Below are 11,381 nucleotides of genomic sequence, written 5' to 3' on the forward strand. Positions count from 1 at the left end.
ACGTCGGAGGATCGAGAGGATCAGCGCGCGGCGCTGCCCTCGACGTAGTCCGCGTCCTGCTGCTTCCACGCGAAGAGCGCGCGCAGGTCGCGACCCACGGCCTCGATGGGGTGCTGAGCCGCCTTCTCACGCAGCGCGTGGAATTCGGGGGCTCCGGCGTCCTGGTCGCCGATGAAGCGCTCTGCGAACGCACCCGACTGGATGTCGGCGAGCACGCCCTGCATGTTCTCCTTGACGCGCGGGTCGATCACGCGGGGGCCCGAGACGTAGTCGCCGTACTCGGCGGTGTCGGACACGCTCCAGCGCTGCTTGGCGATGCCGCCCTCCCACATGAGGTCGACGATGAGCTTGAGCTCGTGCAGCACCTCGAAGTAGGCGATCTGCGGCTGGTAGCCGGCCTCGGTGAGGGTCTCGAAGCCGTACTGGATCAGCTGCGACACGCCGCCGCAGAGAACCGCCTGCTCGCCGAACAGGTCGGTCTCGGTCTCCTCGGTGAAGGTGGTCTTGATCACACCGGCACGGGTTCCCCCGATGGCCTTGGCGTACGCCTTCGCGACGTCCCACGCCTGACCCGAGGCATCCTTCTCGACAGCGATGATGTCCGGGATGCCGCGACCGGCGACGAATTCGCGACGCACCGTGTGACCCGGGGCCTTGGGGGCCACGAGGATCACGTCGACGCCCTCGGGCGCCTCGATGTAGCCGAAGCGGATGTTGAAGCCGTGCGCGAACGCGAGGGTCTTGCCCGCCGCGAGGTGGGGCTTGATCTCGTCGTTGTAGATCGACCGCTGGTGCTGGTCGGGCGCGAGGATCATGATGAGGTCCGCCCACTCGGCCGCCTCGGCCACGGTCTTGACCTCGAAGCCGTCCTCCTGAGCCTTCGCGGTCGACTTCGAGCCCTCCTTGAGGGCGATGACGACCTCGACGCCCGAGTCGCGGAGGTTCTGCGCGTGCGCGTGTCCCTGCGAGCCGTAGCCGACGACCGCGACCTTCTTCGCCTGGATGAGCGCGAGGTCGGCGTCGTCGTCGTAGAAGATCTCTGCCACTTGTCTTTCTCCTTCTGTTAAAGCTGTGATGAAACGGGATGTCGCACCCTCCCGAGTGCGTACGGTCAGGCGCGGAGGACCCGCTCGGTGATGCTCTTCGGCCCGCGGCCGATGGCGAGGAGGCCCGACTGGGCGAGCTCCTTGATGCCGAACGGCTCGAGAGCGCGCAGCAGCGCATCCACCTTGCCGCGGTCGCCGGTCACCTCGACCACGAGTGCGTCCGGGGCGTAGTCGACCACCGAGGCGCGGAAGAGGTTCACGACCTCCAGCACGCTCGAGCGGTTGCTGTTGTCGGTGCGCACCTTCACGAGCACGTGCTCGCGCTGCACGGATGCCGCGGCATCCAGCTCGACGATCTTGATCACGTTGATCAGCTTGTTCAGCTGCTTGGTGACCTGCTCGAGCGGGAGGTCATCGACGTCGACCACCACGGTGATGCGGGACAGACCCGGCACCTCGGTGACACCCACCGCGAGGGACTCGATGTTGAAGCCGCGACGGGCGAACAGGCCCGCGACGCGGGTCAGCAGACCGGGCTTGTTCTCGACGAGGAGGCTCAGCACGTGACTGGTCATGGTCAGTCCTCCTGCTCGAACGCGGGCGCGTGGTCACGCGCGTACTGGACATAGCTGTTGCTGACGCCCTGCGGCACCATCGGCCACACCATGGCGTCGCGGCTCACGACGAAGTCGATCACGACCGGGCGGTCGTTGGTGGCGAGCGCCAGCTCGATGGCCGCGTCGATCTCGTCCTCGCGCTCCACGCGGATGCCGAGGCATCCGTAGGCTTCGGCGAGCTTGAGGAAGTCGGGCACCCGGATGGTGTCGTGGCCCGTATTCAGGTCGGTGTTCGAGTAGCGACCGTCGTAGAAGAGGGTCTGCCACTGGCGCACCATGCCCAGCGACGAGTTGTTGATGATCGCGACCTTGATCGGGATCTGGTTGATCGTGCAGGTGGCGAGCTCCTGATTGGTCATCTGGAAGCAGCCGTCGCCGTCGATCGCCCATACGACACGGTCGGGCTCGGCGACCTTCGCGCCCATCGCGGCGGGCACCGCGTAGCCCATGGTTCCGGCGCCGCCGGAGTTGAGCCACGCGTTCGGACGCTCATAGCCGATGAACTGCGCCGCCCACATCTGGTGCTGACCGACGCCGGCGGCGTAGATGCCCTCCGGGCCGGTCAGCTCGCCGATGCGGCTGATGATCTGCTGCGGCGCGAGGAGACCGTCGCTCGTGGGCGCGTAGCCGAGCGGGAACTCGGCACGCAGGCCGTCGAGGAACGACCACCACTCGGTGAGGTCGGCGCGACCGTCCTGCGCGGCGACCGCCTGCGCGTACGCCGTGTCGAGGTCGACCAGCACGTCGCGCAGGTCGCCCACGATCGGTACGTCGGCGATGCGGATCTTCGAGATCTCCGCAGGGTCGATGTCGACGTGCACGACCTTCGCGTTCGGGGCGAACAGCGAGGCCTTGCCCGTCACGCGGTCGTCGAAGCGGGCACCGAGGGCGACGATCAGGTCGGCCTCCTGCAGGGCGAGCACCGCCGGCACCGTGCCGTGCATGCCCGGCATCCCCAGCTGCTGCGGGTGCGAGTCCGGGAACGCGCCACGCGCCATGAGCGTCGTCACCACGGGAGCGCCGGTCGCCTCGGCCAGGGTGCGCAGCTCGGCCGAGGCCTGCGAGCGCACCACACCGCCGCCGACGTACAGCACCGGCTTCGACGACTCGGCGATCAGCTGCGCGGCCGCCTGGATCTGCTTGCCGTGCGCCTTCGTCACCGGACGGTAGCCGGGCAGGTCGATCTTCGCCGGCCACACGAACGGCACCTCGGCCTGCTGCGCGTCCTTCGTGATGTCGACGAGCACGGGTCCGGGACGGCCGGTGCTGGCGATCTCGAAGGCCGCGGTGATCGCTCCGGGGATCTCCGAGGCATCCTTCACGAGGAACGAGTGCTTCGTGATCGGCATCGTGATGCCGACGATGTCGGCCTCCTGGAAGGCGTCCGTACCCATGAGGGTCGAGAACACCTGCCCGGTGATGCAGACGATCGGCACCGAGTCCATGTAGGCGTCGGCGATCGCGGTGACGAGGTTCGTGGCACCGGGCCCGGACGTCGCGATCGCAACCCCCGTCTTGCCGGTCGCCGCCGCGTAGCCCTGGGCGGCGTGACCGGCCCCCTGCTCGTGGCGGACGAGGATGTGGCGGATCTTCGACGAGTCCATGAGTGGGTCGTAGACCGGCAGGATCGCGCCGCCGGGAAGACCGAAGACGTCGGTGACCCCGAGAAGCTCGAGGGTGCGGACGACGGACTCGGCCCCGGTGATCACGGGAGCGGACGCAGTACGTGCCGGCGGGCGCGGCACAGCCGGTGCGGTGTCGGCGGACATGATGAGTACCTCGACAGGAGTGGGTGAATGGGATGCGGCGGGGTCACCCCGTGGTCGCGCCCTCCGCGGCGGAGCGCACGAGCTTGGAGTACTTGGCCAGAACGCCTCGGGTGTAGCGCGGGGGAAGCGGCTCCCAGCCAGAGCGGCGGGAGTCGAGCTCTGCATCATCGACGAGTAGGTCGAGAGTGCGAGCCGCGATATCGACCCGTATCAGATCACCATCGCGCACGAAGGCGATGGGACCTGCGTCCACCGCTTCGGGTGCTATGTGGCCGATGCAGAGGCCGGTTGTGCCGCCGGAGAATCGACCGTCCGTCAAGAGTAGTACATCCTTGCCGAGCCCGGCGCCCTTGATGGCGGCCGTGATCGCGAGCATCTCGCGCATGCCGGGGCCGCCCTTGGGGCCCTCGTAGCGGATGACGACCACGCTGCCCGCCTCGATCGATCCCTCGGCGAGAGCGTCGATCGCGGCACGCTCGCGCTCGAACACACGGGCGGGACCCTCGAAGACGGCGGCGTCGAAGCCCGCGGTCTTCACCACGGCACCCTCGGGGGCGAGCGAGCCGTGCAGGATCGTCAGGCCGCCGGTGGCGTGGATGGGGTTGTCGAACGTGTGGATGACTGTGCCGTCGACCGGGTCGGGGTCGAGATCGGCCAGGTTCTCCGCGAGCGTCTTGCCGGTCACGGTGAGCGCGTCGCCGTGCAGCAGACCCTCGTCGAGCATCGCCTTCATGATCACCGGGATGCCGCCGTGGCGGTCGACGTCGTTCATGACGTACTTGCCGAACGGCTTCATGTCGGCGACGTGGGGAACCTTGTCGCCGATGCGGTTGAAGTCGTGCAGGCTCAGCTCGACGTCCGCCTCGCGGGCGATCGCGAGCAGGTGCAGCACGACGTTGGTCGAACCGCCGAGGGCCATCGCGAGGGCGATCGCGTTCTCGAAGGCCTCCTTGGTGAGGATGTCGCGGGTCGTGATGCCCTGGCGCAGCAGGTTCACGACGGCCTCGCCCGAGCGATGGGCGAAGTAGTCGCGGCGACGGTCCGCCGAGGGCGGCGCCGCCGAGCCCGGGAGGCTGAGCCCGAGGGCCTCGGCGACCGAAGCCATGGTGTTGGCGGTGTACATGCCGCCGCACGCGCCCTCACCGGGGGCGATCGCGCACTCGATGCGCTTGAGGTCGGCCTCGCTCATCTTGCCCGCGAGGCAGGCGCCGACCGCCTCGAACGAGTCGATGATCGTGACATCCTTCTCGGTGCCGTCGCTGAGCTTGACCCAGCCGGGAGCGATCGACCCCGCGTAGAGGAACACGCTGGAGAGGTCGAGGCGGGCGGAGGCCATCAGCATGCCGGGGATCGACTTGTCGCAGCCGGCGAGAAGCACGGAGCCGTCGAGGCGCTCGGCCATGATGACCGTCTCGACGGAGTCGGCGATGACCTCGCGGGAGACCAGCGAGAAGTGCATGCCCTCATGGCCCATCGAGATGCCGTCGGAGACGGAGATGGTGCCGAACTGCAGCGGGTAGCCGCCGCCGGAGTGCACACCCTCCTTCGCGCCCTGCGCGAGCCGGTCGAGGCTCAGGTTGCACGGGGTGATCTCGTTCCAGCTCGACGCGATGCCGATCTGGGGCTTGTCCCAGTCCTCGTCGCCCATGCCGACGGCACGGAGCATTCCGCGCGACGTGGTGGCTTCGATGCCATCGGTGACGACGCGGCTGCGGGGCTTGATGTCGACGGCGGGCGCGCCGGTTGCAGCGGGGGTTTCAGGCATGTAACAGAGTGTAGGCCCGGGCCGCATTCCCGCCGGCGCACGCGCGGACCGCGCGCGCGGTCGCTCAGCCGCGGGCGTCGGCGAGGTGCTGCAGCAGGGCCGCGAGCTCCTCGGGCGAGCCCACCCGCACGGCCGCGGCGGTCTCCCCCGCACCGACCCGCACGCCGAGGTCCGCCGGTCCCAGGGCGCGCAGCGCGTCTTCGTCGGTGACGTCGTCGCCGGCGAACACGACGGCAGTCGCACCGACGCGATCGGCGAGGCGGCGCACCGCGTCGTCCTTCCCGCCCTCGCGGAACGCGTACTCGACGATGTCGTGCCCGGTTCGCCGCCGCCAGTCGGGCGCCTCGCGCGCGACCAGGTCATCGACCCGCTGCTGGGCGGCGGCTGCGGCATCCGGCTCGCTCAGCCGGGTGTGCACACCGAAGCCGAAGCTCTTGCGTTCGATCCAGGCGCCGTCGAGGTCGGCGACGAGACCCTCGGCGGTGTCCGCCAGCTGGTCAAGAGTCGCCGTCTCCTCGGAGGTCGGCGCTCCCTCGACGCCCGACTCCCCCGGATGCCAGTACTCGATGCCGTGCGAGCCCGCCAGGTGCCACGGCGACGCGTCGTCGTGCTCGGCGATCACCCGCAGGTCGGCGAGCGAGCGCCCCGACACGAGCGCGACGTGGGTGCGGGGCGCAGCCGCCAGCGCACCGAGCGCCGCGCGGGCGGCGGGGATCATGCGCGCCGACATCGGCTCGTCGACCGTGTGCGACAGGGTGCCGTCGAAGTCGAGCGCCACCAGAAGAACGTCGGATGCCGCGACCCGAGCGATGCGCTCGGTCGCCGCCTCCGGCGCCACCGCGGTCATCGGGCGTCCGGGCGGGTCGCGTCGAGCGCCGTCAGGAACGAGCGCGACCAGTCCTCGACGTCGTGCTCGATCACGCGGCGGCGCAGCGCCCGCATCCGTCGCCCCTGCTCCGCCGCGGGCATGTCGATCGCGCGCCGGATGGCGTCCTTCACGCCGTCGATGTCGTGGGGATTGATCAGCAGCGCGCTGCCCAGCTCGTCGGCGGCTCCCGCGAACTCGCTCAGCACGAGCACGCCGCGGTTGTCGGTGCGGGTGGCGACGTACTCCTTCGCGACGAGGTTCATGCCGTCGCGCAGCGCCGTCACGAGCATGACGTCGGCCGCAAGGTAGAGCGCCACCATCTCCTCGCGCGGGTATGCCTGGTGCAGGTAGCGGATCGCCGTGTGCCCCATCGTGTCGTGGTCGCCGTTGATGCGCCCCACCGTCAGTTCGATCTCGTCGCGCAGCTGCATGTACGCCTCGACGCGCTCCCGGCTGGGGCTCGCGACCTGCACGAGGGTGACGTCCTCGACCGAGAGGGAGCCGTCGCCCAGCAGTTCACCGAACGCCTTCAGCCGGTGGCGGATGCCCTTGGTGTAGTCGAGTCGATCGACTCCCAGCAGGATCTTCCGGGGATTCCCGAGGCTCGCGCGGATCTCCGCCGCCCGCGCGCGCACGTCCTCCCGTTGCGCGAGCTCGACGTAGGAGTCGGCGTCGATCGAGATCGGGAACGCCTTGGCGAGCGCGAGGCGCGTGCCACCGTCGGGCGTCGGCACCCGGATGCCGCTAGCGCGCGTCTCGTAGTGGAACTGGCGGCGCACGGCGCGGGCGAAGTTGCCGGCGTCGGCCACTCGCTGGAAGCCGATGACGTCGGCGCCGAGGAGACCCTCCAGCACCTGACGACGCCAGGGCAGCTGGGCGAAGATCCCGTATGCCGGGAACGGAATGTGGTGGAAGTAGCCGATCGTCAGGTCGGGCCGCAGCTCCCGCAGCAGCGCCGGAACGAGCTGCAGCTGGTAGTCCTGCACCCAGACGGTCGCGCCGGGGGCCGCGACATCCGCCGCCGCCTTCGCGAAACGACGGTTCACCGCCACGTACGTGTCCCACCAGATGCGCTTGTACCGCGGCGCGGCGATGACGTCGTGGTAGAGCGGCCAGATCGTGTCGTTCGAGAAGCCCTCGTAGTAGTTCTCGACCTCTGCGGCCGACAACGCGACCGGCACGATGAAGATGCCGTCGACCTCGAGCGGGTCGAGCTCCAGGTCGGCTTTGCCGGGCCATCCGACCCACGCGCCGTCACGCTTGCGCATGACCGGCTCGAGCGCGGTGACGAGACCACCGGGCGAATGCCGCCAGCCGCCCTCGTCGTCGCGATCCACCGGGAGTCTGTTTGCCACGACCACGAAGTCGGCCTGAGTCACAAGGGCCCTGCTCTCTGATTCGGTCCGTCCAGGCTATCCGCACCCGTCGGCGGGCCGACTACGGTTGACACATGCGCAAGTACCTCTTCGGCACGGGCATCATCGGCGCCATCACGAGCGGATTCACCCTGCTGCGCGGCCTGCGCGGGAGCGACGAGCCGTTCACCTGGCGCACCGCGCTCGCGTGGCTGAGCTGGGGCATCACCCTTGCGCTCGCGATCGGTGCGATCGTCGACACCTTCCGCGCCGGCCACGGACACGTGATCGGCAACGACTCCCCCGTCGCCGACAAGCAGGCGAAGCTGCTCGCCAAGCGCCTGCGCCGCTGAGCGCCCCCGACACACGACGACGCCCGCCCTCCAGACGAGGGCGGGCGTCGTGCTGTCAGCGGGTGATGATCAGCGCGTGATGATCAGCGCATCGCCCTGACCGCCGCCGCCGCACAGCGCGACGGCCGCGGTGCCCGATCCCCGGCGCACCAACTCGTGCACCACGTGCACGACGAGCCGGTTGCCGGATGCCCCGATCGGGTGCCCGATCGCGATGCCCCCGCCGTGGATGTTGACGATCTCCTCCGAGACGCCGAGACGAGCGGTGGACGCCGCCACCACCGCCCCGAACGCCTCGTTGATCTCGATGAGGTCGAGGTCGCCGACCGTGATGCCGTGCTTCTGCACGGCCACTTCGATGGCGTGGGCGGGCTGCGCGTGGAGCGAGTTGTCGGGGCCGGCCACCTGGCCGGAGGCACCGACCGCGGCGAGCACCGTCCAGCCCTGGTCGTCGGCGTGCGCCCGCGTCGTGAGCACGACCGCGGAGGCACCGTCGGAGATCGGCGACGAGTTGCCGGCGGTGATGGTGCCGCCCTCGGCGAAAGCCGGACGAAGCGCCGCGAGCGTCTCGATGGTGGTCTCCGGGCGCACCCCCTCGTCGGCGGTTAGCCGCAGCGGCTCGCCCTTGCGCTGGGGCACCTCGATCGGCACGATCTCGCCGTCGAAGACCCCCGCCGCCTGCGCGGCAGCCGCTCGCTGATGCGACAGGGCGGCGACGTGGTCCTGCTGCGTGCGGGTGAGCTGATAGGTCGGGTTCAACCGTTCGGTGGAGGCTCCCATGCTGTCGTGCTCGTAGGCGTCGGTGAGCCCGTCGAGGGCCATGTGGTCGAGCACCTCGACCGAGCCGTACTTCCAGCCCGACCGGGAGTTCATCATCAGGTGCGGCGCCCGGGTCATGGACTCCATGCCCGCGGCCACGACGACGCGCGCATCGCCGAGCCGGATCATGCGCGCCGCGTCGATGACGGCCGTGAGGCCCGAGAGGCACACCTTGTTCACGCTGTGGGCCGGGACATCCCACCCGATCCCCGCGCCGATCGCGACCTGTCGCGCCGGGTTCTGACCCGACCCCGCCGGAAGGACCTGCCCGACGATCACCGCATCGACGGCGCCGGCGGGGATGCCCCCCTGGGTGAGCGCGCCGGTGACGGCGAAGGATCCGAGCTGCACCGCGGTGAAGGGCGCGAGCTGGCCGAGCAGCCGCCCCTGCGGGGTGCGCGCGGCGGCAACGATGACGACGTCGTCGGAGATCATGCGTCCACCTTAAGCGTGTCGGCGATGACGAGCGCGGGCTCGGTCGCGGCGACGACCTCGTCGATCGTCACACCCGGCGCGAGCTCGGTCAGCACGAGTCCGTCGGGAGTCACGTCGATCACGGCGAGGTCGGTGATGATCCGGTCGACGACCCCGCGGCCCGTGAGCGGCAGGCTGCACGCGTCGACGATCTTCGGGGTGCCGTCCTTCGCGACGTGCTCCATGAGGACGACGACCTTCGCCGCTCCGTGCACGAGGTCCATCGCGCCGCCCGGGCCCTTGACCATCTTCCCGGGGATCATCCAGTTCGCGAGGTCACCCGTGGCCGAGACCTGCATGGCCCCGAGGATCGCGGCGTCGATCTTGCCGCCGCGGATCATGCCGAAGCTCGTCGCCGAGTCGAAGAACGCGGCACCCGGAAGCACGGTCACGGTCTCCTTGCCGGCGTTGACGAGATCGGGATCGACGTCCTCCTCGAAAGGGTACGGGCCGACGCCGAGAATGCCGTTCTCGGACTGCAGCACCACCGTCACGCCCGCGGGCACGTAGTTCGGCACGAGGGTCGGCAGGCCGATCCCCAGGTTGACGTACGAGCCGTCGGCGAGCTCCTGAGCCGCGCGCGCGGCCATCTCGGTGCGTGTGAGCGCCATGGTCATGCCTCCCCGCGCGCCGTGACGGTGCGCTTCTCGATGCGCTTCTCGATGCCGGTGCCGACCTCGACGATGCGGTGCACGTAGACGCCGGGCAGGTGCACGGCGTCGGGGTCGAGCACCCCGGGCTCGACGAGCTCCTCGACCTGCACGATGCAGATGCGCCCGGCCATCGCGGCGAGCGGGTTGAAGTTGCGCGCCGCCTTGTGGAACACGAGGTTGCCGTGGCGGTCCCCCCGCCACGCGTGCACGAGCGCGAAGTCGGTGACGATCGCCTCCTCGAGCACGTAGTCGCGGGCTCGACCCGAGACGTCGAACGAGCGCACGTCCTTGGCGGGCGACGCGACGGCGACGCCGCCGGAGCCGTCGTAGCGGCGGGGAAGCCCGCCCTCCGAGACCTGCGTGCCGACGCCCGACTGCGTGTAGAACGCGGCGATACCCGATCCGCCGGCGCGCAGCTTCTCGGCGAGGGTTCCCTGCGGGGTGAGCTCGAGCTCGAGCTCGCCCGAGAGGAACTGCCGCTCGAACTCCTTGTTCTCCCCCACGTACGACGACGTCATCTTGCGGATGCGGCGGGCGTTCAGCAGCACCCCGAGACCCCAGTCGTCGACGCCGCAGTTGTTCGAGACGATCGAGAGGTCGGTCGTGCCCTGCGCGAGCAGGGCGTCGATGAGGGCCATCGGGTTGCCGGAGAGGCCGAAGCCTCCGACCGCCAGGCTGGCGCCGTCGGGGATGTCGGCGACGGCCTCGGCAGGCGTCGCGACTTCTTTGTCGATCACGGGTCACTCCTTCGTCGAGCGGATCGTGGGTGGTCGTCGGTGAGTCCTCCCCGAGTCTCGCCGGGGTGCGGCATCCTGCCCATCACGTGCTTGCGATGTGGGCGAATAGGCGCATAGTGTCCACATCATGGACAGCACGACGACGGTTCCGGGAGCGCAGGCCGTCGCCCGCGCCGCCGCCCTCCTGCGGGTCGTGACCCGCGCCGGCGCCGACGGCGTCAGCGTGACGGATGCCGCGCGGGCCACGGGACTCACCCGGCCCACCGCGCACCGTCTGCTCACGGCGCTGCGGCACGAGGGCCTGGTCGACCTCGACGAGTCCGCCGCCAGCTGGCGCCCAGGCCCCGAGCTGTATCTCATGGGCACGGTAGCCGCCGCTCGCTACGACGTGACCGGTGTCGCCCGCGACATCGTGCGCTCACTCGCGGTGCGCACCGAGGAGAGCGCGTTCCTGTCGGTGCGGCGTGGCGACGAGACGGTGTGCCTGCTCGAAGAGGAGGGGTCGTTCCCGATCCGCTCGCGGGTGCTGTCGGAGGGCGTGCGGTTCCCCCTCGGTGTCGCCTCGGCGGGGCTCGCCATCCTCTCGTTCCTCCCCGACCACGATGTGGACGCCTACTTCGAGCGGCATCCCGACCTCCCCCGCGCCTGGGGAGCGGCTCACCGACAGGACCGCCTGCGCGCCCGCATGGCCGAGACCGTCGAGCGCGGCTACGCCGTCAATCCCGGCCTCATCGTCGAGGGCAGCTACGGCATGGGCGCGGCCGTCTTCACCCGCGACGGTCACCCGCAGTGGGCGCTGAGCCTCACCGGCGTCGACTTCCGCTTCGCCCCCGAGCGCCGCGCCGAGCTCGGACGCATCCTGCTCGCGCACGCCCACCAGCTGACGACCCGCATCGCGGGGCACCGCGCCGGGGGGAACTGAGCC

11 protein-coding genes are annotated in these 11,381 nt (G+C 70.1%); 2 read left to right on the forward strand and 9 right to left on the reverse strand.

Annotation, left to right across the window (positions count from 1 at the left end; translation table 11 throughout):
* Positions 1-20: 20 nt before the first annotated feature.
* The 6 genes from ilvC to otsA form a co-directional block, all read right to left on the reverse strand.
* Complete coding sequence (gene ilvC / locus RR49_RS12905) at positions 21-1,046, reverse strand: ketol-acid reductoisomerase (RefSeq protein ID WP_045248490.1); 1,026 nt, start codon at positions 1,044-1,046, stop codon at positions 21-23.
* A 65-nt stretch (positions 1,047-1,111) separates the two neighbouring features.
* Positions 1,112-1,621 (reverse strand): acetolactate synthase small subunit, encoded by a 510-nt coding sequence (gene ilvN / locus RR49_RS12910; RefSeq protein ID WP_045248491.1) that lies wholly within the window; start codon positions 1,619-1,621, stop codon positions 1,112-1,114.
* Positions 1,622-1,623: 2 nt separating this feature from the next.
* A complete protein-coding gene (locus tag RR49_RS12915; protein WP_045248492.1) occupies positions 1,624-3,432 on the reverse strand; it encodes an acetolactate synthase large subunit in 1,809 nt (602 codons plus the stop codon).
* 43 nt (positions 3,433-3,475) lie between these two features.
* Entirely contained in the window at positions 3,476-5,197 is a 1,722-nt protein-coding gene (gene ilvD / locus RR49_RS12920) for a dihydroxy-acid dehydratase (RefSeq protein WP_045248493.1), read from the reverse strand.
* Positions 5,198-5,261: 64 nt separating this feature from the next.
* The gene (gene otsB, locus RR49_RS12925; protein WP_045248494.1) at positions 5,262-6,044 is read right to left on the reverse strand and encodes a trehalose-phosphatase; all 783 of its coding nucleotides are present in this window, start codon (positions 6,042-6,044) and stop codon (positions 5,262-5,264) included.
* On the reverse strand, positions 6,041-7,444 hold the full coding sequence (otsA, locus tag RR49_RS12930; RefSeq protein ID WP_048808878.1) for an alpha,alpha-trehalose-phosphate synthase (UDP-forming): 1,404 nt from the start codon (positions 7,442-7,444) through the stop codon (positions 6,041-6,043). The genes otsB and otsA overlap by 4 nt, the downstream gene beginning before the upstream one ends.
* Before the next feature lie 71 nt (positions 7,445-7,515).
* Between otsA and RR49_RS12935 the strand changes: the two genes are divergently transcribed.
* Positions 7,516-7,773: a hypothetical protein gene (locus RR49_RS12935; RefSeq protein ID WP_045248495.1), complete on the forward strand. Its 258-nt coding sequence runs from the start codon at positions 7,516-7,518 to the stop codon at positions 7,771-7,773.
* Positions 7,774-7,842: 69 nt separating this feature from the next.
* Here RR49_RS12935 and RR49_RS12940 read toward each other — a convergent pair whose 3' ends face one another.
* The 3 genes from RR49_RS12940 to RR49_RS12950 are packed head-to-tail and all read right to left on the reverse strand — an operon-like array spanning position 7,843 to position 10,456.
* On the reverse strand, positions 7,843-9,027 hold the full coding sequence (locus tag RR49_RS12940; RefSeq protein WP_045248496.1) for an acetyl-CoA C-acetyltransferase: 1,185 nt from the start codon (positions 9,025-9,027) through the stop codon (positions 7,843-7,845).
* Positions 9,024-9,677 carry a CoA transferase subunit B gene (locus RR49_RS12945; RefSeq protein ID WP_048808879.1) on the reverse strand — a complete coding sequence of 218 codons (654 nt, stop codon included), beginning with the start codon at positions 9,675-9,677 and terminating at the stop codon, positions 9,024-9,026. Before RR49_RS12945 ends, RR49_RS12940 begins: the two co-directional genes overlap by 4 nt.
* 2 nt (positions 9,678-9,679) lie before the next feature.
* Entirely contained in the window at positions 9,680-10,456 is a 777-nt protein-coding gene (locus RR49_RS12950) for a CoA transferase subunit A (protein ID WP_045248497.1), read from the reverse strand.
* 127 nt (positions 10,457-10,583) lie between these two features.
* Between RR49_RS12950 and RR49_RS12955 the strand changes: the two genes are divergently transcribed.
* Entirely contained in the window at positions 10,584-11,378 is a 795-nt protein-coding gene (locus tag RR49_RS12955; protein WP_045248498.1) for an IclR family transcriptional regulator, read from the forward strand.
* Positions 11,379-11,381 lie beyond the last annotated feature (3 nt).

The sequence above is a fragment of the Microbacterium ginsengisoli genome, from assembly GCF_000956535.1.
Lineage (GTDB): Bacteria > Actinomycetota > Actinomycetes > Actinomycetales > Microbacteriaceae > Microbacterium > Microbacterium ginsengisoli.

Excerpts from the sequence above, each read along its gene's own strand:
- ilvN (WP_045248491.1), bottom strand. The coding sequence starts at position 1,621 with ATGACCAGTCACGTGCTGAGCCTCCTCGTCGAGAACAAGCCCGGTCTG.
- RR49_RS12915 (WP_045248492.1), bottom strand. The coding sequence starts at position 3,432 with ATGTCCGCCGACACCGCACCGGCTGTGCCGCGCCCGCCGGCACGTACT.
- ilvD (WP_045248493.1), bottom strand. The coding sequence starts at position 5,197 with ATGCCTGAAACCCCCGCTGCAACCGGCGCGCCCGCCGTCGACATCAAG.
- otsB (WP_045248494.1), bottom strand. The coding sequence starts at position 6,044 with ATGACCGCGGTGGCGCCGGAGGCGGCGACCGAGCGCATCGCTCGGGTC.
- RR49_RS12935 (WP_045248495.1), top strand. The coding sequence starts at position 7,516 with ATGCGCAAGTACCTCTTCGGCACGGGCATCATCGGCGCCATCACGAGC.
- RR49_RS12940 (WP_045248496.1), bottom strand. The coding sequence starts at position 9,027 with ATGATCTCCGACGACGTCGTCATCGTTGCCGCCGCGCGCACCCCGCAG.
- RR49_RS12945 (WP_048808879.1), bottom strand. The coding sequence starts at position 9,677 with ATGGCGCTCACACGCACCGAGATGGCCGCGCGCGCGGCTCAGGAGCTC.
- RR49_RS12955 (WP_045248498.1), top strand. The coding sequence starts at position 10,584 with ATGGACAGCACGACGACGGTTCCGGGAGCGCAGGCCGTCGCCCGCGCC.